The organism is Paenibacillus sp. GYB003, from assembly GCF_036577625.1.
GTDB lineage: Bacteria > Bacillota > Bacilli > Paenibacillales > NBRC-103111 > Paenibacillus_AB.
The window spans coordinates 70,867-93,930 of the sequence record NZ_JARBDC010000060.1; the positions used below are offsets into that span (position 1 = coordinate 70,867).

At 48.6% G+C, this 23,064-nt stretch carries 24 protein-coding genes and 2 pseudogenes; 21 read left to right on the forward strand and 5 right to left on the reverse strand.

Annotated features, from left to right (window positions below):
- The first annotated feature begins 2 nt into the window (after positions 1–2).
- On the forward strand, positions 3–287 hold the full coding sequence (locus PV407_RS19610) for a hypothetical protein (RefSeq protein ID WP_332091669.1): 285 nt from the start codon (positions 3–5) through the stop codon (positions 285–287).
- A gap of 49 nt (positions 288–336) precedes the next feature.
- On the opposite strand, the gene PV407_RS19615 is transcribed toward PV407_RS19610, so the two are convergent.
- Positions 337–1,809, reverse strand: coding sequence for an MFS transporter (locus PV407_RS19615; RefSeq protein ID WP_332091671.1), 1,473 nt, complete (start codon positions 1,807–1,809; stop codon positions 337–339).
- A gap of 160 nt (positions 1,810–1,969) precedes the next feature.
- Here PV407_RS19615 and PV407_RS19620 point away from each other — a divergent pair, with 160 nt between their 5' ends.
- Both PV407_RS19620 and PV407_RS19625 read left to right on the forward strand, forming a co-directional pair.
- Positions 1,970–2,548, forward strand: a complete 579-nt coding sequence (locus PV407_RS19620) for a TetR/AcrR family transcriptional regulator (RefSeq protein ID WP_332091672.1) — start codon at positions 1,970–1,972, stop codon at positions 2,546–2,548.
- 410 nt (positions 2,549–2,958) lie between these two features.
- On the forward strand, positions 2,959–3,456 hold the full coding sequence (locus PV407_RS19625) for a 5' nucleotidase, NT5C type (protein ID WP_332091674.1): 498 nt from the start codon (positions 2,959–2,961) through the stop codon (positions 3,454–3,456).
- A gap of 371 nt (positions 3,457–3,827) precedes the next feature.
- On the opposite strand, the gene PV407_RS19630 is transcribed toward PV407_RS19625, so the two are convergent.
- Positions 3,828–4,793 (reverse strand): helix-turn-helix transcriptional regulator, encoded by a 966-nt coding sequence (locus PV407_RS19630; RefSeq protein WP_332091675.1) that lies wholly within the window; start codon positions 4,791–4,793, stop codon positions 3,828–3,830.
- Between the two features lie 106 nt (positions 4,794–4,899).
- On the opposite strand from PV407_RS19630, the pseudogene PV407_RS19635 reads away from it, so the two are divergent.
- The 4 genes and pseudogenes from PV407_RS19635 to PV407_RS19650 all read left to right on the forward strand — a co-directional run.
- Positions 4,900–5,147, forward strand: a pseudogene (locus PV407_RS19635) (effector binding domain-containing protein); the annotation flags it as partial.
- A gap of 33 nt (positions 5,148–5,180) precedes the next feature.
- Positions 5,181–5,603 carry a DoxX family protein gene (locus PV407_RS19640; RefSeq protein ID WP_332091677.1) on the forward strand — a complete coding sequence of 141 codons (423 nt, stop codon included), beginning with the start codon at positions 5,181–5,183 and terminating at the stop codon, positions 5,601–5,603.
- A gap of 203 nt (positions 5,604–5,806) precedes the next feature.
- Positions 5,807–6,286: a GyrI-like domain-containing protein gene (locus PV407_RS19645; protein ID WP_332091678.1), complete on the forward strand. Its 480-nt coding sequence runs from the start codon at positions 5,807–5,809 to the stop codon at positions 6,284–6,286.
- A 25-nt stretch (positions 6,287–6,311) separates the two neighbouring features.
- The gene (locus tag PV407_RS19650; protein ID WP_332091680.1) at positions 6,312–6,779 is read left to right on the forward strand and encodes a phage tail protein; all 468 of its coding nucleotides are present in this window, start codon (positions 6,312–6,314) and stop codon (positions 6,777–6,779) included.
- Between the two features lie 261 nt (positions 6,780–7,040).
- On the opposite strand, the gene PV407_RS19655 is transcribed toward PV407_RS19650, so the two are convergent.
- A complete protein-coding gene (locus PV407_RS19655) occupies positions 7,041–7,793 on the reverse strand; it encodes a glycerophosphodiester phosphodiesterase (protein WP_332091681.1) in 753 nt (250 codons plus the stop codon).
- An 889-nt stretch (positions 7,794–8,682) separates the two neighbouring features.
- On the opposite strand from PV407_RS19655, the gene PV407_RS19660 reads away from it, so the two are divergent.
- Entirely contained in the window at positions 8,683–9,096 is a 414-nt protein-coding gene (locus tag PV407_RS19660) for a hypothetical protein (protein WP_332091682.1), read from the forward strand.
- Positions 9,097–9,139: 43 nt separating this feature from the next.
- On the forward strand, positions 9,140–10,027 hold the full coding sequence (locus PV407_RS19665; RefSeq protein WP_332091683.1) for a phosphotransferase family protein: 888 nt from the start codon (positions 9,140–9,142) through the stop codon (positions 10,025–10,027).
- A 115-nt stretch (positions 10,028–10,142) separates the two neighbouring features.
- On the opposite strand, the gene PV407_RS19670 is transcribed toward PV407_RS19665, so the two are convergent.
- Positions 10,143–10,520 (reverse strand): hypothetical protein, encoded by a 378-nt coding sequence (locus PV407_RS19670; protein WP_332091684.1) that lies wholly within the window; start codon positions 10,518–10,520, stop codon positions 10,143–10,145.
- A 449-nt stretch (positions 10,521–10,969) separates the two neighbouring features.
- On the opposite strand from PV407_RS19670, the gene PV407_RS19675 reads away from it, so the two are divergent.
- Together PV407_RS19675 and PV407_RS19680 are read left to right on the forward strand one after the other, a co-directional pair.
- Positions 10,970–11,743 carry a TerC family protein gene (locus tag PV407_RS19675; RefSeq protein WP_332091685.1) on the forward strand — a complete coding sequence of 258 codons (774 nt, stop codon included), beginning with the start codon at positions 10,970–10,972 and terminating at the stop codon, positions 11,741–11,743.
- 491 nt (positions 11,744–12,234) lie between these two features.
- The gene (locus tag PV407_RS19680) at positions 12,235–13,731 is read left to right on the forward strand and encodes a malate:quinone oxidoreductase (protein ID WP_332091686.1); all 1,497 of its coding nucleotides are present in this window, start codon (positions 12,235–12,237) and stop codon (positions 13,729–13,731) included.
- Between the two features lie 81 nt (positions 13,732–13,812).
- On the opposite strand, the gene PV407_RS19685 is transcribed toward PV407_RS19680, so the two are convergent.
- Positions 13,813–14,373: a hypothetical protein gene (locus PV407_RS19685; protein ID WP_332091687.1), complete on the reverse strand. Its 561-nt coding sequence runs from the start codon at positions 14,371–14,373 to the stop codon at positions 13,813–13,815.
- 147 nt (positions 14,374–14,520) lie between these two features.
- Here PV407_RS19685 and PV407_RS19690 point away from each other — a divergent pair, with 147 nt between their 5' ends.
- The 10 genes and pseudogenes from PV407_RS19690 (at position 14,521) to PV407_RS19735 (ending at position 22,975) form a co-directional block, all read left to right on the forward strand.
- Positions 14,521–15,147 (forward strand): TetR/AcrR family transcriptional regulator, encoded by a 627-nt coding sequence (locus PV407_RS19690; protein ID WP_332091688.1) that lies wholly within the window; start codon positions 14,521–14,523, stop codon positions 15,145–15,147.
- A 55-nt stretch (positions 15,148–15,202) separates the two neighbouring features.
- Positions 15,203–15,370: pseudogene (locus PV407_RS19695) on the forward strand (MerR family DNA-binding transcriptional regulator); the annotation flags it as partial.
- A 173-nt stretch (positions 15,371–15,543) separates the two neighbouring features.
- The gene (locus PV407_RS19700; protein WP_332091689.1) at positions 15,544–16,188 is read left to right on the forward strand and encodes a hypothetical protein; all 645 of its coding nucleotides are present in this window, start codon (positions 15,544–15,546) and stop codon (positions 16,186–16,188) included.
- Between the two features lie 176 nt (positions 16,189–16,364).
- Positions 16,365–16,817: a helix-turn-helix domain-containing protein gene (locus PV407_RS19705; protein WP_332091690.1), complete on the forward strand. Its 453-nt coding sequence runs from the start codon at positions 16,365–16,367 to the stop codon at positions 16,815–16,817.
- 274 nt (positions 16,818–17,091) lie between these two features.
- Positions 17,092–17,934 carry a metallophosphoesterase family protein gene (locus PV407_RS19710; RefSeq protein WP_332091691.1) on the forward strand — a complete coding sequence of 281 codons (843 nt, stop codon included), beginning with the start codon at positions 17,092–17,094 and terminating at the stop codon, positions 17,932–17,934.
- 44 nt (positions 17,935–17,978) lie between these two features.
- Positions 17,979–18,608 carry a glycerol-3-phosphate responsive antiterminator gene (locus PV407_RS19715; RefSeq protein ID WP_332091692.1) on the forward strand — a complete coding sequence of 210 codons (630 nt, stop codon included), beginning with the start codon at positions 17,979–17,981 and terminating at the stop codon, positions 18,606–18,608.
- A 177-nt stretch (positions 18,609–18,785) separates the two neighbouring features.
- Positions 18,786–20,093, forward strand: coding sequence for an ABC transporter substrate-binding protein (locus tag PV407_RS19720; RefSeq protein WP_332091693.1), 1,308 nt, complete (start codon positions 18,786–18,788; stop codon positions 20,091–20,093).
- A 12-nt stretch (positions 20,094–20,105) separates the two neighbouring features.
- The gene (locus PV407_RS19725) at positions 20,106–21,188 is read left to right on the forward strand and encodes an ABC transporter ATP-binding protein (RefSeq protein WP_332091694.1); all 1,083 of its coding nucleotides are present in this window, start codon (positions 20,106–20,108) and stop codon (positions 21,186–21,188) included.
- 1 nt (position 21,189) lies between these two features.
- On the forward strand, positions 21,190–22,062 hold the full coding sequence (locus PV407_RS19730) for a carbohydrate ABC transporter permease (protein ID WP_332091695.1): 873 nt from the start codon (positions 21,190–21,192) through the stop codon (positions 22,060–22,062).
- Between the two features lie 91 nt (positions 22,063–22,153).
- Positions 22,154–22,975 (forward strand): carbohydrate ABC transporter permease, encoded by an 822-nt coding sequence (locus PV407_RS19735; protein WP_332091710.1) that lies wholly within the window; start codon positions 22,154–22,156, stop codon positions 22,973–22,975.
- The last annotated feature ends 89 nt before the right edge of the window (positions 22,976–23,064 follow it).

Consider the following 23,064-nt stretch of genomic DNA (forward strand, 5'->3'; position numbering starts at 1 on the left):
GTATGAAAAATAAGCTTGCATGTCCTGTAGAGCAAATGCAGCCGTTTCTGACGGTATCCGCCGGTGCCGAGCCTGCAGAATACCCCGAGCAGGTTGAGCGTTTAAGAAGCCACCGGGAAGATACCGTCAGTCAAGTCGCATCGCTTGCAGCAGGTCGTCGATTTTATCGACTGAAGCTGGAGGAGGGGAGAAACCTCCGGAATGGTTCGTCAGATATCATAGTAGAAGAACAGAAAAGCAAGGCCCGCCTCAGTGGTACAGATGAATTGTTTTCAGTGACGAAATAAAACCTCAAACGTTCAAGCAGCCCCCGGTTGTACGGGGGCTCCTTCTATTTCACGATCGACGGGCTCCGTTTCGCCCCACCAGCATCAATGCCAGCGGCATGATAAGAGCAGAGGCGGCGGCCAGCACGTATAGGCAAATGGTAAATGCGTCGGAATAAGCGGAGACCGGTTTGGGAGGGACCCCAAGAGCGCTAAGCCAAATGATGCCGATTAGGGCGATTCCGATCGTAGAGGCGATCTGTATACTAGTTGTCATGACGCCGGATGCGGAGCCGATATCTGTTGTGCGGATTTTCGCCAAAACGATATTAGTCAGCGGCGCGGCGACGAGGCCTTGACCGATGCCGAGTACAGCTAGAGCCGGAATCCACACGCCGACATCGGATGAACCATCGGTCGCTTGGACCGCCCAGCTAAGCAGCAGGTAACCTGCTGTCGTTAAGATGGAACCGACGGTCAGTACATGGGCTCCGAGCTTCGCAGCGACTCGGGAAGAGAACAGCGATGCGAGGAAATAGCCTATTCCCATCGACCCGATTACAAGACCTGCTTGCAGAGCCGAGAAATGAAGTCCAAGCTGAAGCATGTAGGCGGCGACAAGGAAGAAGGCGCCCTGCGACGACATCAACAGCAGCACGACGAGAATGCCGAACGTGAATACCTTATGTCTAAAGAGATCGACATTCATGAAGGGGAGCTGGCCGCGGTGCAACAGCCGTCGTTCGTACCAGGCGAACAAAATCAACACAGGAGCCGAGCAGAACAAAACGGCGACGAGGCTGGGAGGCCATCCTGCACGCTGTCCCTGTACGAGCGGATAGACGAGCATCAGCAAGCCGGTCGCGGCGAGTGCGGCTCCAACCCAATCCAGTCCGGCGCGATCCGGCGAGCCGGACTCCGGAATAAACGGAATCAGGGCCAATATAAGAGCTCCGAGCAGAACGCTGATTAGGAACACCGCTCTCCAATCCAGTTCCCACAAATTCATGCAGAGAAGCAGCCCGCCGATTATCTGCCCGGCCGCCGCTGCGATTCCCTGGGTTGCTCCATACATACCGAAGATCGCGCCTCGACCTTCTGGTGTATAATTGGCTTGAATGAGAGATAAAACCTGTGGCATAAACAGAGCGGCACCGACGCCTTGCAAAACGCGCGATGCAATGAGCATAGTGACGCGGGCAGAAAAGCCGCATAACAGAGAAGCGATCGTGAATAAGGCCACTCCGATGAACAGCATTCTCCGGCGTCCAAACCGATCGCCCAGCCGGGCGCCGATAATCAGCAGAACGGCGAACGTAAGAGTATACCCGGTAAGAATGAATTGTACATCGGAGAAGCTGGCCCCGAGCCCTTCCTGGATCGAAGGTGTGGCTACGTTCACGATGAACACGTTCGATACAGCCATAAATACAGGCAAAAGCAGAGCCGGCAGCATCAGACGCGATCTGTGTCCGTCTCCTTTGGAGACGGGGTCGCGAGTCCGCACCAACCGGGCGGCAGCGTCCGAAAGTGTATTAGGCATAGAATGTTCTCCTCTCTCACTACTCGCTCAATTGACAGGGAGCGAGAGGATTTCATATAATGGGGGAGACAGGTCTGTCTCTTCATGAAGGAATGATACAGACAGATCTGTCTCGTGTCAAGACACTATTTCCCAACCATATAGACACGGGGGATCGAATATGAAAAAAGAATCGGCTAGAGATCGTATATTACGTACCGCCTCGGAATTATTTTACATGGAGGGAATACGGGCGGTTGGCATCGATCGGATTATCAAGGAATCCGGCGTTGCCAAGGCAAGCTTCTATCGAAGTTTCGCGACGAAAGATGATCTGACGGTTGCTTATCTTGAATCTAGGGATGAGCTAAAAGTAGAGAAACTGGAAAAACTGAGGCAGCAGTATCCGAACTCTCCTAAGGAACAGCTCGGCGCCCTCATTCGCGATGTGACCGAACAGATGGGGACGCCGGATTACCGGGGGTGTCCGTTCTTGAACGCGGCGGTCGAATTCCCGGATCCGAACCACCCCGCCCACATCAGATTGCTGGACATTCAGAGGAGCTTCTGGACTCGGGTTCAAGAGCTTGCAAGTGAAGGCGGGGCACGACAGCCCGAGGAACTGACTGTGCAGTTGAGGATGTTGTATGATGGATTCGTCATGAAAAGCTACTTGGATAAGTCCGATTCTGATCCGGAGTATTTCCGGAAGGCTGCGGAGCTGCTCTTGGAGAAGCAACTCGCTCCTGACAACCGGTAAAGGATGATTTTCATAATACGCTTAAAGATCATTCTCCTGTGAAAAAGAGTTAGAGGATCGGAGGCAACGCCTCCGGTTTTCTTAAATAAAATGATTTCGCCGAGAGATTGGAAGTAAACGTGCAAATGAAAGATTTTTTATGTTCCTAAAAACAAAGAAACAATCGGATAAAAGCCATTCGGCTAGCCCGATTGTTTTCTTTGCCCATCAAAAAGAATGCTACCGCCTTCGGATGATGTACCACTCGTTCAAGTCGGAACAAAATGCTGTTCCTCCCTTTACTCGGGTCAAATAAATAAACTTAGCGCTTAACATGAAGCTCGCTTGGACTTTTAAATCTAAATAGAGGTTGTAAATCATATATCTAACATATGGTATAATGGTTTGTCAGAAAAAGGGGGTTGATAACCGTGCATATTGGAGTAGATTTAGATAACACTGTTCTCGATGCTACTTCAGCTTATTTACACTATTACAATATGGTGTCCGGATTATCGCTAACACCTGATGATGTTAATGATTTTTATTTATACCGTCTATACGGGTGGGATGAGGAAGAACGAGATGCCATTTATAATAAACACGGGCATGATATTCATTGGAATTCATCGCCTTTACCGATGGCAGTTGAAATATTACAGGAATTATCTGATCAGCATCAGATATCAATTATTACCGCTCGACCTTTATTTTTTCGAGATGTTACCATTTATTGGCTTAAAAACCATAATATTCATTTTAACAATATTACATTTACTGAGAATAAACTCCAAGAATGTATGAACTCCAAAGTTATTTTATTTGAACAGCCATACAATTTGTCTGTTACTAATGACTTAATTTATCGTGCTACAAATTGGTTTGAGGTAAAAAGACATATTGATTACTTAAAGTCTAGACTTGGTTAAGTTGAAATGTGTTCTACAAAAAACCACTCCAATTGTGTTAGGAGCGGTCTATCTGCGTCGATCAGTTCAACGTACTCGGGGCAACTGCCCAGCAGTCCGCCGTCTTCGTGATTCAGCCATCCCTCCTAAAAATGAAAATGACCCATCGAAAAAGGGGGCTTGGTCAAAAACATGAAATATGTAAGATATTGGTTTTGATTTCGATTTTCAGAGATTAAGGAACTAAAGCTTGAGAGAAAGTAACTTCGCCAAACACTGTACTCACCCATATGGGCGGTATTCCCTAGCACCGGGTCCGTTCATTGGGTGAATTCGGAAATAAATAGACCGCCTTATCTTCGATAAGCTTTACAGGCGGTAGTTATGGTCAATTACTTCTTCCCCAAAACATCCACTCTTTCCTGTAATCCTTCTACAACTTCTTTCGGGATTTCCCTGACCTGGATATCTCCACCTAAGAAAAGCAGCCAATTTGTTACTTCGGCCAGTTCATCCGGATGATGAACATTGATGAACGTCTTTAAAATAGCCGTAGTTTGATAAGGATTCGTGTATGAAATCGTAATTTTTAACGGATGGTACTTTTTGAACTGGGCGATCGCCTTGGGACCAAGCTCGAGGACCAGGTTGATGGCTTCTTCCTGCTTGCTTAGTTGTTCTACAATCTTCTTCCTGCTTATTCTTTTTTTATCGGGGTATGGGCTGACATCGGTGAGATTGTCGACAGGAATAATCCGCCTCTTTTCCTCCTCCAGGTCGAAGCCTTCAATTTGCCAAGAGCTTTTTTCACGATACAGGTGCATGAGATAGATGGGATAAGACTTTATTTCCCTTCCTTCTTCGACGGAAACCACTAAGTAGCGGTCCACAAGAAGGATTTGGATGAGTTGTTCTAACATAGGATGGGGCAGATCCGATAGATCGAGCAGATCGGGATTGTGGGGGTTGGTACCTTCGAAGAGCAAGATTTGATTTAACAGAACAAGATCATCTTGCTGGTTTTGAGAGATGAGGCCTAGCAATTTTTCCGCTAAAGAATGGCGACTCTTGAGATAAGGGAGTTGCAGATTTCGTGTGGCCATGAAGGCGATAAAAAGAGCCTTAACCTCATTATCGGTAAAGCGGACATTGGGCAGGACGGAGTTGTGCATGACAAAATAACCCCCGTCCCTTCCGACTTCGGCGACCAGAGGCATTCCCATCGCTTCAATTTCCCTGATATCTCTAATCGCCGTCGAACGAGAGATGTTAAACTCATGCATGATTTCCGAAATGGTAAAATGGGCGCGGTTGTTGATGTACCGCATGATGATGTTAATCCGTTCTACTTTTTTCATAAGGCCCTCTAAACAGTATCATATTTTGACATGATTTATGGTTATTATAAACCCATCAAGTAAAAAAACAAATGACTTGATCAAATCAAAAAAAGGAGCTTGGATGATGGCAGCATATACCCTTGAGGAAAAGACTGCTTTATCGTTCTAGGTATTGGAACGGAGCTGAAGAGTGAGTACACGGACTACGCCGGTATGAACAAGGAGAAGGAAAGCTTTTGGTGGACCGTGGAGCAGGATGGAAGGCTTGACGCTTTAAAGGCGGTCGCTGCGAACGACTACATCTTCGCTGTAAACGAACTGGTAAACCGCAAGAGGATGTATTATGCCGGCGTCATGACAGAAGAAGCGGTTGTGAAGAAATAAAGAGATCACAGGAGGTACGGAATGAGTACGATTATCGGTAATGAAAATATCGCGAAGGTAGAATCCCGCCCTATTGGAAGGATGGCCGCATATTGGACCGTCACCCTATTTCTCGCATTCTCTATTGCATTAAGCGGTATCGGGCAATTGATGCGATATGGCGGTAATGTCGATTTAGTGACCGATATTGGTTTCCCGTTATATGTCACGAACATTCTCGGAGCTTGGAAATTGCTCGGAGTCATTGCGATCGTAATGCCGGGTTTCCCCCGGCTCAAGGAATGGGCTTATAGCGGTATCTTTTTTCTAATGACGGGTGCGGCCTTATCTCATGCCTTCGCAAATGATTACGGCGATTATGGATTCCATATTATTCTACCGCTTATCTATGCCGCGCTTGGCATCGCCTCCTGGGCGCTGCGTCCGAAAAGCCGCAGACTCTGATGGGAGTGATATTAACGCCGGCCCATTCGTGACCCCGATAGACTTCTACTGCCTGGAGCATTACTATTAGGTAGGGGCGCTGTGGAGAGAACAATCGGTTGACCTCTAAACAGTATCATATTTTGACATGATTTACGGTTATGATAAACCCAACAAGTGAATAAATAAATCAATCGATCCATTCAAAAAAAGGAGCTGGGATGATGGCAACGTATACCTTTGAGGAAAAAGACAGCTTTATCGTTCTTGGTATTGGAACGGAGCTGAAGAGCGATTACACGGATTATGCCGGCATAAACAAGGAGAAAGAAAACTTTTGGCGGGCAGTGGAGCAGGATGGAAGGCTTGACGCGTTAAAGGCCATTGCTGCGAACGACTATATTTTTGCCGTAAACGAAGCGGTAAATCACAAGATGATGTATTATGCCGGCGTCATGACCAATTCATCGATACCGGAAGAACACAGAGTGATCCAATTCCCCAAGGGACAATACCTCGTCGTTAAGGGTGAAGGAAAGTCGGCTGATGAATTGGGCAGGTTGCTTACCGGCATTGCCTTCGGTCAAGTTTTGCCGGCAGCCGATAATTACGCCTATGTCGGCGGGCCTAATGCAACGGTTGAGATGGGGCAGCGAGACGGCTTCGTATATGGCGAAATGTGGATTCCGGTTGTAAAGAAGTAAACGAGATCAGCAGGAGGAATGAAGGATGTCCCTTATCGTTGATTTTAAAAATGTGTCTACGGTTGGTCTGGAGTCTTCGCCGGTAGCAGAAGCGCTGGCTGGTATGCGTGCGAATGAAGCCCGTTACTTCATGAACAAATACAAGCACGAATTTACGGTCGTACCAGCCAGCGAAAGCCAGGAGACGCTTGATTATGTGAAACGAATTTTGAAAGAAGAACGTGGTATTGAGTTTGCGGCCCAACCTCTGGAAACATCGCGTTTTCAAGTAGAAAATATCAAATGGGCCTTCGTCTTTTATGAGGATGGTCTGGCGGTCAACGTCATGTATACGGTGGATGATCCTAAGAAGCGGGCAGTTGGATTTAAGTTGTCCGAGGGGATGGAAGTACCTAAGGAGTTGGAAGAGAAGAAGTTCAAATTTGCTAGACAGAAGTCCAAACTGGCTGGGACCATTCGAGGATCGTTCTTCGTCATTAAAGGAGAATATTAAGCAATCAACGCCCCTTTGAATACTGGATCAATGTCGAGATAAAGAAATTACATGGCAGCAAGCACAAGAAAGGCACCCGTTTGGGTGTCTTTTATTTTGCGATAACATTCGCCAATAGAGTGATACGTTGAACCGCACCACAAGTAACGGCAACGTTGTTGCTTGCATTCGACGATATCATTACAACGAGGCCACCGCCTCTAGCCGGTAGCCTCGTCCTCGATGTAAGATGCGTTAACTTGCCTGTTTGCCAGGAAGCGATCATGGGGTGCGCAATCTGCTCGCTTTTTCCCATTCGTGCAATTCGTCGGTCAAAACGGTGTCCGTAGTAATGTAGGCCACGCCCGCGTCGATAAAAGGCTGACTGATCTGTCGGTCGTTAATAGTCCAGATCGACACGTCCACCCCATGCTGCGCGCAAACCTTTACATCGTTCGGCGTTGCGGTTTGAAAGTCATAGTCCAGAAAAGCCGGCTTCAGTTGTCGGACAAGCTCGAGATCCGAGGAAGAGGGATGGTTGGCCGACAAATATCCGAGCGGGACCTCGCTGTTCATGGCTCTCACCTTCTTCAGATCGTCTGCGTTGAAGCAGATGAAGCTGCATTGCCCGAGCATACCGGAACGGTCGACGGTCTCCAATAGATTCTCCAGGTCGGCATCGTTATGGTATTCTTCGATTTCAATGAACGCATGCATGCCGTACGACTTGCAAATGTCCAATACTTCCCCCAGGGTCGGAATCCGCAGCCCGGGGTAATTTTCTATCCCGACGCCTGCCGTAATCTTCAGCATGCGAATGGCTTCGAACGAAAAATTTTTCGTTCTGCCGGTACCATCCGTCATCCTGTCCACCGTCCGATCGTGATGGACGATCCAGTGGCCGTCTGTCGTGCAATACGTATCCAACTCAATTCCCCAGAACCCGGCTTTTCCGGCCAATTCGAAAGCGACGGTCGTATTTTCGGGCGCATGCAGGCTCAACCCTCGGTGAGCAATGTATTTGACTTTGGACATCCGGATCCCTCCTTTGCCTAGCCCATTCATTCGAGGCGCTGATCGAGGATCATTTGTTTGAATGGTGAGTCGTCCTCTTCGGAAGCGCCGTGGCGAATTTTTCGCCGATAGCCCGTTAAGCTGAACCGTATCATAAGTAACGGCAAGTTTTTTTGCGGAATTTCTTGTGGGGCTTCGTATTTTTTTCACCGCTCCCGACATCTCGCTTCCGCCCTATTAATTATGCGCGTTTCACCCGTTGCGAACTTTACTCTGTAGACTTCTGAGAGAGCCCATTTTCTTAATAGTGTCCATTCTGCAACCTCATTCAGCAAGGGTATCATTGAGCCGTAATCTGAAAAACAAGTTGGAATCATTCCAGCATATCCTCCCTAACTATATTCTTACGAAACACAATTTTTACATATATAGTCAAAAAGATATAGACTTATAATTCTCCGTTTGGTATGATGTGGAATAAGTCTTGAAAAATTTCAGGACTCTTTTTTTGTTTTTTCGTAAATAGTGAAGGTCATCCCACAAGGATGGCCCTAAAACTTGCCGTTACAGACAGAGCGAAGAACCGTACCATAAGTTACGGCGAAAATTTGTCATGGGTAGGTGGAGGAAGACGTAGGTATGTGGAATAGAGTGGTTCCGAGCCTCTACGCTCATCGACTTTTTTTGGTAATAGTTCGCGGTTCAGTCCACGTTGCAGAGGGCGAAGACGTTGTCCCTGCTTCGTGAACGAAGATGTAGCCGCTCTTGCCCAAGCTTTCCAGACATTGGCTGGTCATCACGCTAAGAAGAGCCCGAAAACATTTTATTAAATACATATAAACTGCTGGAGGCGTTGGAGAGGCTCATGAGCGTGATTTATATTGTTTGAAAAAGGATGTGAAAGTGAAAGATGAACAATAAAAATATTTTTTTTGAAGAAGATTTCAAACTATACTATGGACCAAAAAAAGGAAATGTTTGTGAAATTGATTTGATCAATCATGAAGAAGTGCGGTTGGATAATTTCCAAATTTTACAAGGTGTTTCATATCTTTTGATGGATCGGCGAATTGATGACGCAACCAAGTTTTTTTCTGTGCAAACAGGCTGTACATTAGATGAGGCGATAGAATTTATCCAAAGTACGAATAACGATAATGATGAAATCTCACCAATTACTGAAGCAATGTATTTGGCAGAGCTAAAAGAAACTGCCGATGCACTTCATGCAAAAGCAGCTCAAAGAAGAACAGGAATAATAGCCTATTTTGCAGGCGCAGCAATAATGCTAGTGGTTTTGCTAGTACTCCTATTTATTAAATGAAACTAATACTTGCCGCGGACACGACTACAAAAAGAGGTTACATATGAGTTCTATTCTAAAAGTTATAGAAAAGCTAAAGTTGAACGTCTTGAATGTGGAAGATGTTCCAGAGTCATTTAGTTCTGATGTATACAAACTTACTCTTGCCAGCGGAGAAAACGTTTTTGTAAAAATTCCATTTAACAAGGATAAACTGTTCCGTGAATTTCAGATGCTTGAAACATTAAAGGGTATAATACCTGTTCCTAAGGTATTGGACATTTGGTACGGGGATGAAAGTACTACTGGAGCCTTGCTTCTTACAGCGATTCAAGGTATGCCTTGTACAGGAGACATGGATGAGAAACTCTCTTATCAAATTGGCGTATATCATGCTATGCTCCATGAGGTTAAAATGCCTGGGTATGGTTACCATGTAACCGATGGTTTTAAGCTAGTTGACCAAAACAATTGGAGATTATATATCAAAAGTAATTTTGAAAAGTGGAAGGAGCCATGCAAAGAGATACTCGACTCAAAATTGTATGAAAGATGTATTCTTCGCTTTGATGGAGTTTTCTCTGCTTTACCGGATCCCGACGGACCATGCATTGTTCACATGGATTTTAGACCAGGTAATATATTGGTGAACGGTAACGAGGTTGCTGGCATTATTGATTTCGAGAGTGCCCGCGGCGGATCGTCGGAAATAGATTTTACAAAAGTCAATCGCTATATTTGGGAAGTCAATCCGAGAACAAAGATACCGTTCATTGAAGGGTATCAATCGATTCGACCGATGTTGGCTCTGGAAAGAGTGCTGCCATTTTATGATATCTACGATGCTTTCAGCGCAGTTGCTTGGTGTAAAAACAGAGGAATTGAAAAAAATCAAACGTTCCTCCAGGAAAATATTCTTACTTTAAGAAATTCGGTGGGTTATGGAGTATAGTTGTTTGGATCTGATAGGCAGGCCATCCCACAAAGGATGGCCTTTACGCTTCGCAGTAGGAAAGGAACGTGGGCCGGGCATGACGGAGAGTGGAGCCGGTAGTCCGAAAACCGCCTCACGGCCAGGCTTCGTCGACCCCTTCGAGCTCGGGGAGCCCCGCCTTGCGCCGCTGCTCGATGATATATTGGACGTACCACTCCGGGTTCTCGGTATTTTTCCGGATCGAGCGGATCGTACCCAGCCAGCGGTCGTTCCAGCTCATGCCGTCGGAGTTCACGTGTCCCCGCTTCTCCATCTCGATCGTCTGGTCGTACGCGGAGGCGGCACCGATGCGCATGCCGGGCGTATCGAGCAGGATCACGTTGCCGTACTCGTCCCGCCTGATGTCGAGTTCGCTGCCTCTTTCCTTCAGCACCGCGTAAGTTCCCGCCAACACCACGAATATGACTACGACCGCGATGAGCGAACCGAGGATCCACAGAATGACGTTCATCTTCCGGCCTCCCGAATCAAGATATTTGTGGAACCGGAGTAACCGAATCGGTCCCGATATCTCAATAATAGCACAGGACGACCTTCCGGCATGGAAAGTTTTTTTAATTAGCTGCAGCGTATCGAAAGGGCGACAAAGTGGCCCTTTCTCCAACTGGAAGGCCCGCAACTCGGGCTGGAGCCGCAGGCTGGTGGCGTAGACGGCTTGGAGTATCGGAGAGCGTATGATAGAAAGGAATTGTAGAGCCTCCGGGACCCCGGATTTCAGGAGCAAGGTTGGTTGTCTACTTTAATCGCAAATATGGTTGGAGCGACTTGGATAAGCGATTATGCGTTCGTGCTGAAAGGCATTTAAAAAAAGTTGAACCCCATCGGTGACTTATTACGTATACCAATTTGCAGGGCAGGAAACATTATCTCTATATATTGGTCGGAGAGGGGAATTGAAACTTGGAGTCGTTGTGGCTGGAGTATACGTGGGCTTTACTAATTCTTATCGGTTTGGAAGGATTGCTGTCGGCTGACAATGCGCTCGTATTGGCGGTCATCGCGAAGCATTTGCCGGATGAACAAAAGAAACGGGCGATTAATTATGGAATCATTATGGCCTTTGTCTTTCGTTTTGCCGCTCTTTTTGCGATATCCTTCATCGCAAACGTCTGGCAAGTGCAGGCGATTGGCGCGGCTTACCTTCTTTACCTGGGTCTAAAACACATCATCCAAGCGCGGTTCGGTAAGAAGAACGGAAATATTCACAAGGAGCAAAAACAAGAGGCCGCAGGGAAAGGCTTTTGGCCTACAGTAGGAAAAATTGCGTTGGCAGACCTCGCTTTTGCCATTGATTCTATTCTTGCTGCGGTAGCGCTTGCGCTGGGATTGCCTGACTCGCCGCTGGGCGAGTTCGGCGGTATGGACGGCGGACAATTTGCTGTAGTGTTACTTGGCGGGATTGCCGGCTTAGTTTTAATCAAATATGCAGCTACTTGGTTTGTAAAGCTGCTTGGCCAACGCCCCGCGCTGGAGACAACGGCTTATGCAATCGTTGCTTGGGTTGGGGTAAAGCTTGCCGTCATTACGCTGGCCCATGAGGATATTGGAGTTTTGGATCATCATTTCCCCCATAGCACGGGCTGGACTTCCGTCTTCTATATTGTGTTGGTGGTGATCGCCCTTATTGGATGGTTTTCGCCCAGCAATAAACTTTCTAAGGCGGGCAATGCCTAATGGAGGAACGGACCAGACCGCGATCCTCCACGGGATCGGCGGAACCGATATTGTGTTACCAAATGGTTCGATTCTGTGGCACTCGGCAGATCTATCCTTAATCCGTGCAGGGTCCAAATCGAGCATGCCCTTAAAAGCCGTTAAGAACGCTCTTCGATTCTCGCATGCAAGCGGGTTTCGAAGAGCTTTTTTTCAACCTTTGCAAGTAACAGGATTAAAGCCTTGTATTTTTGTGTATTCCTATGGTTTTGTGGACGGTTTCTCGCTTCTTCCCCGTAACAGTCCGTCATCACTGAATTTTCCGGCTTTTAAATGCTATGTAACTATCATATAATAGAAAGTAACATAATCATTTTAATAGGGATACACTATGATCAGGTTTTCATTGGTCCGGAGGAGGGTGTGACTAGGTCACACCCTGGCTTGCTGTGGGGCTTGAGCAGGCGCGCCTGCATCTTTTCTTCAAATAATAGTGTGTTAGGAAGGTAATCATGAGCAACAGACAAACGAAAACAGACGTTATCTTGATTGGTGCCGGAATCATGAGTGCGACGTTGGGGTCGCTGCTGAAAGAATTAGCGCCGGACTGGAACATTACCGTGTTTGAGAAGCTGCCGAGCGCAGGAGAGGAAAGCTCTAACGAATGGAATAACGCGGGAACGGGGCATGCCGCGCTGTGCGAGTTGAACTACACGGCCGAAAAACCGGACGGATCCATAGATATTAGCAAAGCGATCAAAGTAAACGAACAGTTTCAAGTTTCGATGCAGTTTTGGTCTTACCTGGTGAACAGCAATCTGATTCGCAATCCGCACGACTTTATCATGCCCCTGCCTCATATGAGCTTAGTCCAAGGGGAACCAAATGTATCGTTTTTGAAAAAACGGTTCGAAGCGATGGCAAGCAATCCTTTGTTCCAAGGGATGGAATATTCCGATGACCCGGCAAAATTGACGGAATGGATTCCGCTTATTATGAAAGACCGGAAATTGAACGAACCGATTGCGGCAACCCGAATCGAATCCGGCACGGACGTAAACTTTGGCGCTTTAACGCGTATGTTGTTTACTCATTTAAAGAGTCAAAGCGTCGAAATCCGGTACAACCATCGGGTTGACGATATAAAACGGACGAGCGACGGCTCGTGGGAATTGAAGGTACGCAATGACAGCGGTACGGTCGAACACCATACGGCCAAATTCGTCTTTATCGGCGGCGGCGGCGGAAGTTTGCCTTTGCTCCAAAAATCCGGCATCCCGGAAAGCAAACATATCGGCGGATTCCCGATCAGCGGGCTCTTTATGGTGTGCCAGAACCCGGATATCGTAGCGCAGCATCATGCCAAAGTATACGGCAAAGCGAAGGTCGGCGCCCCTCCGATGTCCGTTCCGCATCTGGATACGCGATTTATCGACAATAAAAAATCGCTGCTCTTCGGACCGTTTGCCGGCTTCTCGCCGAAGTTCCTGAAAACCGGTTCGATGTTCGATTTGATCGGTTCCGTGAAACCGAACAATGTGCTCACGATGTTGGCGGCGGGCGCCAAAAACCTTTCGTTGACGAAATACCTGATCCAGCAGGTGATGCTTTCGAAAGAACAGCGAATGGAAGAGCTGCGCGAGTTTATCCCGAACGCCCGAAGCGAGGATTGGGATTTGCTGGTGGCCGGTCAACGGGTGCAAGTAATCAAAGACACGGCTGCGGGTAAAGGAACGCTTCAATTCGGAACGGAAGTCGTCAGTGCCGCCGATGGATCGATCGCCGCATTGCTCGGCGCTTCTCCGGGCGCTTCCACGGCCGTTTCCGTCATGCTGGAGGTCATCGAAAAATGCTTCCCGAAGCATATCAAAACGTGGGAACCGAAAATCAAAGAAATGATCCCTTCCTACGGCGTGTCTTTAGTGAAAAACCCGGAGCTGATCCGGCAAATTCATACATCGACTGCGCGGACGCTCGGTCTGCACAATGAATTGCATTCCGTCGTGTAAACTCTCTATACAAAAAGCGGCCTCCATCCCGATGTTCAAGGGACGGGGGCCGTTTGCTTTTCCTGCAAGGGCGGCTATCCATCACCTAAAGTTGCGAATTGCTCGGCCGTAATGATCGACGGCGAAGCCGAACAATACTTTAAGCATAAACAATTCGCAGACGATCAGCATATAGGGCGTGATTCCCGGCAGCATGGGGATGCCGCCCAGACCGACAGACAAGAGAAAGCCTGCCACGACCAATTGCGATTGCTTGCCGATCAGGGCGTTTACGGTCAAGGCTGCGATCGTCGTATAAGCCCACACCCCCAGCGAATACCAAATATCGGCGTGAAGCAGAAGGGCTACAAGCACGACATGGACATGTATCGCAATGAATACGAGCCGATTCGTTTTTCTCGCCGCATAAAAGTTGCTGGTCGAAGCCGTAAAATTCGCAATGCAGCCGGAACCAATATCGAAGATCAATACGAAGGCCAGGGCGCTGCGCCATACCGGAAGATCGTTCGTCATTTCGGGAAATGCGCCATATAACGCGGCAGTCAGCATTCCGCCAAAAAGCAGGATCGCCGCAATGGCCCCCATCGACTGTTTTTCGCCGAAAACATCATGCAAAAAAGAAGGCATTCGGAGTTGTTTCATTTCGTTACACCCCATAAAGTTTTATACTGTAATGATCGATTTACTCTAAAACGATTATAGCGACGCAAATTCGGAAGATCAATGTTTTATATTTGCTTTATTGAATCGCTCTAAAACTTTAGTTACACTACAAGCGAGGTGAAGCCAATGGACGGCTACGAACGACGGAAGCGGAAAAAAATGGAGCGAATATTCGGCGTATCGTTTGAACTGTTTTTCAAACACGGCTTTCAAAAGGTCAGCGTGAACGAGATCGCGCATAAAGCGAACGTTTCCCCGGCTACGATCTATAACTACTTCGGTACGAAAGAACAGCTCTATGCGGAGACGCTGACGAACTGGATGGACAAGCAGCTGGAGCGGTATGAGAGCATTCTCGATTCCGGGCTGTCTTTTCCCGAGAAGGCAAAAGAAATTATGCTGTTGGAGGCGAAAAACCTAAACCTTTTGGCGGATGAGCTTCAGAAGGTCCCGTCCTCCGAGCCCGGCGGATGGAAGCGAATGATGGAAAGCTACAGCGAGCGGAAGGTCGCGCCGTTTTTTGCGAAGTTTGTCGCGCTCGGGAAACGGGAGGGATCTATTCGCAAAGATTTATCGGACGAGGTGGCGATGCGTTACTTCGCGATGTTCAATCATGAACTGAGCCGGTATTGGGGATCGGCGAATGAAGAACGGACAACCCGGGACTTGGATCAAATGATGGAATTGTTTTTCTATGGGTTGGCCGGAAAGGGGCAGAGCCCCGATTTACCGCTTGCACCTTACGTAACGTAACGTTTTATAATGGAGCTACCGGTACTCAGCTAGCGCCAAAGAGCGGAGATGATGCATGAAAAGAAATTGGAAGGTCGGAGAGCTCGCCAAACTGACGGGCCTTACCGTACGAACGCTGCGCTTTTACGATCAAATCGGCCTGTTCTCTCCGTCCGGCCAGACGGAATCCGGGCACAGGCTGTACAGCGAATCGGACTTGTCGCGGTTGAGAATCGTGCTGAGTGCCTGCCGGGCGCTTTTTCATTTTCGCTGCCGCAGACATCATACCTAAGTATGAAAAAAATATGTAAATTTCTCGCTTTTTTGGGTATGTGCTACTAGGTCGTTCGAGCCTTGTTTACCCCGCTTGAAAATATGATAATAGACAAAAACTAAACTGGATAAGGAGAAATCATATTGAACAAAAAAGGTTGGTTTATCGGCGCATCGATATTCGGAATGATCGTGACGGGCTCCGCGGGTGTGTATGCGGGCAGCAATTTGCAGGAAATTAAAGCGCTCCTCAATATGGAGATCGGCATCGTCGTGAACAACGCTGACTTCAAGCCCGTAGATGACGAGGGGAATAGACTGTATCCGATTACATATAACGACTCCACCTATTTGCCGGTACGCGCTATATCCGAAGCTTTGAAGGTACCTATCGACTACGACGGAACAAACAATAGAGTCTTAATCGGCGGCAGCGGCAGCGGTACGGCAACTCCGCCGCCAGCCGCTTCCTTCCAGCGGCCGAAGCATTTGCCGAGCGACTTCCCGCTCCCGGCGGATACTAAAAAAATCGAGCTGCTCGAAGACGCGGTCGGCACCAATAAAAGCGTTACTTTCACTTTGCAAACAAAGGAAAGCTTGAAAAATCTGATCAAGACCTATAACGACTATTTGAAAGCCCGCGGTTACGAAACGATTGTCGACTCCTCCGCCGGCAATACAATCAACATTAGCGCTACCCAAAGCCGCGAGTCTACGGTTATTGAAGGTTCGATCATCGATGCGGAAGCGGGCATCGCGGAATATACCATCACGTGGTCGGCGGTTTAGACGTATAGCCAAGCCTCAGCTGCTAATTCAAGCAGGGGAGGCTTTTTTGCTTTGTTCGTTCGACGGATCGAGACAGGCAACCCGAGGTTGCGGGGCCGCGCAACCAAAGCGGTCTTTACTTTTGCATGCGGGTAAACGATATTGGATGTATCCATTGCAGAAAGGCTGCTGCTGCTATGATCTTTGCGGAGAAGTTGAAAACGGAAAGAAAGAAGAAGGGCTGGTCTCAAGAAGACTTGGCCGAGAAGCTGTTTGTAAGTCGACAGTCGGTTTCGAAATGGGAGAATGGCCAGAACTACCCGAGCATTGAAATCATTATCAAAGTTAGCGATCTATTCGGCGTAACCGTCGACGAGTTATTAAGGAGCGACGAGGAGTTGACCAAGAAGGTGATCAAAGACAGCAAACAATTGGCTCATCCGAAATTAAAATTTATATTTGACGTCTTGTTTTTGATTGGCTTCGCGCTGCTGGCGATCAAACTCGGCGTTCTGCTCCTGAACAAAGTAACGGCGCTGGACATTATGTTGTATGGCGGGGCTTTGCTTTGGAATTTCGGATCTTTAATTTTGATGGTCGGCGCGGGAATCGGTTCCGGTATGCTTAAAGACAAGTATAAACAAGATTGATGCAATCCAAAGTGTTCGACGGTGCGAACGGGACTTTTCGCTATCAAGAACAAAATTAACCGGAGATTTACATGGCGTTGATACCTCGTTAATAAAACGGCAGTAACCTATAATCAAAAGAATAGCCGCTCCGGCAAAGACGGTAAAAACCCGGCGATCAGAAAATCAACAAGCCTTTATCCAAAAAGGACGGTTTCTGTTTCTGATGCGGGTTTTTTATGTTTGTTTTGTTCCGGATGGCGAAAATTCCATTTGAAACTGGAGGAGAGATCTGATGAAGCTTGCAGTCATGGGCGATTTGCACTATCACGAAGTCGACGAAACGATTCCGGGGTGGTTGGAAGCGCGCAACGATTTTTATCGAACATTTCTGGGACGGTTTCTGGAGTTGGAAGCGGACGCTCATATTTCGCTCGGCGATTTGACCAATTACGGGCATTCCTCGGAGCTGCAAGAGGTTTACGGGATTATCCGGCAGCATGAAAAAACATTTTACCATGCTTTGGGGAATCACGACCTTTATGCCCAAACGAGAAGGGAAGTTCTCGAACGAACCGGACAAGCTCGCTATCACGCCGTAACGACGGAGCATGCCGTGCTTGCATGTATAGACACGGCGAAGGAGATGGATTTTGCGGACTGGGGAGGCTGGGTCGACGAAGAGCAGCTGCAGTGGCTCGACCATGTCGTAAAGGCGTCCGGAACGAAGCCCCTTTTACTGTTCGCCCATCATCCGGTATACAATACGACAGCCCGTTCGGACATGGATAAAGGCTCCATTCATCCCGACATCGATATGTGGAGCATTTTAAACCGGAAAGAAGGAGTCGGGATTTATTTTAACGGTCATACCCACGTCGACTCGATTGTAAAACGGAACAACTGGACGTTCGTTCAGCTGTCCGCCTGCCTGGATCAGCACGGCGTGAGGATGGTGGAGATCGGGCAGGACGAGATTCGCATTTCGGCTGTCGATTTCACGGACGCGGCGATGATCGACAACGCGGAGACTTTATACAACAATATGAAGCATTTTAAACATAACCCGAATGCCCGCGGACAAGAAACGGATCGGGAATGCGTTGTCGCGTTGCGGCTGGCTGCCGAACACAAATAAGTTCCGGTTTTGAACAAAGCCGGTTTCACAGGAGGTGCTGACGGATGAAAAGTAGGAAGGATGAAGGCGGATCGTTTTTCGACAGATTAACCGCGCACCGGATGGTGGCTTCCATTAAGGAGCCGAAACAAATCGAACTGGCCTTGTCACTCCGAAACCAATTAGGCGGCGTATTTCTGCTAACCGGGCACATAGGCGTCATTAAAGGCTATGTGGATTTGTTCAAAACGCATCAGGTGCCGGTTTTTCTCCATTTGGATAAGATAGGCGGCCTATGCACCGATACCCACGGTCTCGATTATTTGGCCAAGGCGATCAAACCGACCGGGATCATTACCACGAAAACGAACGTCGTCAAAATAGCGAAAAAGGTCGGGCTGATTTCGATTCAACGTTTCTTTCTGGTGGATACCGAGGGACTCGACAATATAGCCAAAAGTCTCCTCCAAATCGAGCCCGACATCGTGGAAATCATGCCCGCCCGAATACCGGAGGTGATCGGGGAGATCAAAACGTTCACCTCTCTTCCGATCATCTCCGGCGGCTTGATGTTCGAACGAAGCCACGCCCTGGCCTGTCTGGATCATGGCGCGACCGCGGTATCCTCCTCCAAATCGGAATTATGGCGCGAAATTTATTCCGCTCAGGAAAAAAGGTTTTGCAGCATCGGATAACGCATTTGCACAATTTTAATAACGAGTTGACACCGATTTAATAATGAACCTGTATTCTAGAATCAAGTAAATAGCTTTGGCTTGGAGCGAAGGAGAAGCCTTAATTACTGCCGGCATCGCAGCGGCGGTCGATTAAGGCTTCTTTATTGTGCCGCATAAAAAACGGGAGGGTTTCTGATGGGAAAGAAAACAGGCATGTCCATGGCTGCTCTTAGTTCCGTCCTCATGCTCGCGGCGTGCGGTTCCGGGGGCACGGACGGAAAGACCGCCGCCGGCGCGGCCGGCGGCTCCGAAGGCAAAAAAGTCGTAATCAAGTACTGGACGGCCAACGGCGGAAAAATCGAAGAAGCGAAACAAAACCTGGTGAAAAAATTTAACGAATCGCAAAACAAAATCGAAGTGCAGCAAGCGAACCAGGGCAATTATGACGATCTTCACGCGAAAGTGCAAGCTGCGTTTGCGGCCGGAAACGCGCCGGCCGTATTCGACCTCGAAATCGCATCCACCGGCATTTTTTCCCGTTCGGGCATGTTGGTGGACTTGACGCCGCTTGCCGCAAGGGATGACGCTCAGCTCAATCTGAAAGACTTCATACCGGGTCTGATGGGCAACGCTTATGTAGACGGCAAGCTTTACGGCATTCCGTTCGTGCGCAGCACCCCGATCTTCTATAAAAACGTCACCATGTTGAAAGAAGCGGGGTTGGATCCGGCCGGTCCGAAAAATTGGACGGAATTGGAACAGTACGCCCGCGTGTTGAAGGCGAAGGGGAAGACGCCGATGACCATGCCGGTCGGCATCTGGGAGTACGAGGCGCTAGTCGCGCAAAGCGGCGGCAAGGTGCTGAGCGAGGACGGCAAAAAAGCCGCGTTTAACTCGCCTGAAGGGGTCGCGCCGGTCGAGTTTTGGAAAAAAATGTCCGATGAAGGTCTCATCAAGTTTGTCGTAGGGAAAACGGCGGGAGCCGACGCGGAAAAGGATTGGGCCAACCAGATTTCCGCCTTTAAATTCGGGTCTACGGCCGGGGTTTCCGCAAGCCTGGAAATCGCAAAGGGCAACAACTTTGAAATGGCGACCGACTTTATGCCCGCCAATAAAACGTACGGCGTTCCGACCGGCGGAGCCCATCTGGTTATCACGTCGAAGCTCAGCGAGCAAGAAAAAGAGGCGACCTGGGAATTTATTAAATGGATGACATCCAAGGAAAATACGATTTATCAGCATAAGTACATCGGCTATTTGCCGAACCGCATTTCGGCTTTGGAAAGCGAAGAGCTGCAAGCCTACTATAAAGAGTTTCCGCATTACAAGGTTGCTTCGGATCAATTGAAGTATGCCGTATTGCGTCCGAATGCAAACGCATATCCGGAAATTACGAAAATCATGCAGGATGCGATCACGAAAGCGATTCTGGAAAAGAATGTGAAGCCGCAGGATGCCATGAACGAGGCTGCGGAGAAAGCGAACAAATTATTGAGCAAGTAAGGAGACGGTCGTATGGCGAAAATCGAATTAATCAATGTCGGAAAAAGATACAAAGACGAAACCGTAATCAGCGGCTTGAATCTGACCATCAAGGACGGATCGTTTACGGTGCTCGTAGGCCCGTCGGGCTGCGGCAAATCGACGACCTTGCGGATGATCGCGGGTCTGGAAAAGCAGAGCGAAGGGCAAATATGGATCGGCGACAAATGCGTGAACGAAACGCAGCCGGGGCTTCGGGACGTCGCCATGGTTTTTCAAAACTATGCTTTATATCCGACGATGACCGTTCGCGAAAATATCGAATTCGGGCTAAAAAACAGAAAAGTTCCCAAACCGGAGCGCGAAACTGTAATACGCGAGATTTGCGAAATCGTCGGCTTGACGCCTTACCTGGACAAGAAGCCGCAGCATTTGTCCGGAGGGCAGCGCCAACGGGTGGCGCTCGCCCGGGCGATGGTCAAAAAGCCGAAGGTGTTTATTCTCGACGAACCGCTCTCGAATCTGGACGCGAAGCTGCGCAACCAGATGAGAACGGAGTTGATCCAGCTTCATAGAAGGCTCGGCACCACCTTTGTCTATGTGACCCATGATCAAGTCGAGGCCATGTCTATGGGAGACGAAATTGTCGTCATGAACAAAGGGGTGATTCAGCAAGCGGACTCCCCCATGAAGCTGTACAACGACCCGGACAATCTGTTTACCGCACAGTTTATCGGTACTCCGGCCATGAATATGTTGGATTACGGCGCCGTCAAAGGCTTGAAAGCAGAGACAGCCGTGAAGATCGGATACGTCGGGTTTCGGGCCGAGCATGGGCTGATCGGCGCGAAGGATCGGACAATCGGACTGGCGATCGAGGGGGAAATCGTGACCCGGGAGAGCTTGGGCGCGGAACATATTTATCAGATCCGGTCGGCCGCGGGCATCTTTTTCGTGAAAACCTTCCTTGCGCCCATGGAAACGGAGGATCGTATCCAAGTGACCGTTCCGTATGAACGGCTGTACTATTTTGACTTGGACGGCAACCGAATCCGCTTGGAAACCCCGCAGAAAGCATCATGGCCAAAAACTCTTGCAACAGTCGGCGGTGTATAAGATGACCTTTTGGGAAAAGCTGCGTCCGTATGCGATGGTTGCCCCGGCGATCGCCGTGTTTTCCTTGTTTTTTATTTATCCGATCCTGTATATGATCTATCTGAGCATGTATGACTGGAATTTCATCAGCCCGACGAAGAACTTTGTCGGTTTGCAAAATTTTGCCGACCTGCTGCAGGAAAAAGAATTTATTCAAGTGATAACAAACTCCACCGTCTATACCGTTCTGACGGTTACGTTTATCATTGGGCTCTCTCTGCTGTTGGCTCTTTGGTTGAATCGGGCCGGAGCGTTCCACAGTTTTGTCCAAGGGGCGATCTTCAGCCCGCATATCGTTTCCTGGGTATCCATTTCGATGATCTGGGCTTGGGTCATGGATCCTCAGTACGGCTTGCTGAACTGGTTCATCGGGTTGTTCGGTTTCGGAAAAGTGGGTTGGCTTTCCTCCCAGAACACGTCCCTGCTTTCATTGGTCATTGTCGCCGTGTGGAAAGGGCTTGGCTATAATACTTTGGTGTTCATCGCCGGTCTGCAAAGCATTCCGAAGGATATCTATGAAGCGGCGGCCCTGGACCGATCCAAGCCTTGGACCACCTTTCGCAAGCTGATCCTCCCGATGCTGTCGCCGACCATCTTTTTCCTGGTCATCATCAACATGATCGGTTCGTTTCAGGTGTTCGAGACGATCGCGATCATGACCCAGGGAGGACCGGTCAACTCAACCAATACGTTGGTGTATTACATTTACGAGTACGGTTTCCGATTTTTTAAGATCGGTTACGCTTCCGCGGCAGGCGTCATCTTGCTGTTCATTGTCGGAGCCTTAACGATCGTCTACTTTAAATTGCTGTCGAAACGCGTTCATTATCAATAGGAAGCGGTGAACTCCATTGAAAGCGGAACAGACGATTGATGCCGATCGTACATTCATGCCTGTCAAAAGCAAAGAGGAGATCGTTTCGAACATGGTGCAATACGCCATCCGGACCGTAAGCGCGATCGGCATGGCCTGTTTGGTTCTCGTTTTCGCAATGCCGTTCGCGTGGATGTTTTCTACTTCGTTAAAAACGCTGCCGGAGACGATGATTTTTCCGCCCGATTGGATTCCTGACCGTTTCGTCTGGAGCAATTACGCTCAAGCTTGGGGATCGGGACCTTTTCTGCAATATATCACGAACAGCATGATTGTTTCGGTAGGCATTCTCGTCATGCAGATGCTTACGATTATTCCTGCGGCTTATGCTTTCGCCCGCTATAAGTTCAAGGGGGCGTGGTTTTTATTCGGAATGGTCATGATTACTTTAATGATCCCGTCTCAATTGATTTTCCTGCCGGTCTACTTGCAGTTAAGCGCCTGGAAGCTGCTGAATACGCATCTCGCCCTCATTCTTCCGTTTGCATCCAGCGCATTCGGCATTTTTCTCCTGAGGCAATCGTTTAAGCAGGTTCCGGAGGAATTGCTCGAAGCGGCGCGGTTGGATAGCGCGAAAGAGTGGCAGATCATATTGAAATTGATGGTGCCCATGGCCAAACCGGTACTGGCGACCTTCGCGTTGTTCAGCTTTATCGCCCACTGGAACGATTACTTCTGGCCGCTGGTGATGACTACGGATGAAACGGCGAGAACGCTGCCTTTGGGGATTGCGAAGATCCGGGAGGAAGAAGGAGTGGCCAATTGGAACATTTTGATGGCCGGCAACATGATTCTGGTTACGCCGATTTTGATCGCATTTTTCTTTGCGCAGCGGCATATTATTCAAGCTTTTGTTTATACGGGCGTAAAATGATCCGAATGGGAATAAGCGGGATACGCGGCAGCCACGGTAGAGGGCTGCTTTTTTGTTTTCGGCGGGCGAAAGAGAAGGCGGCTTCAACC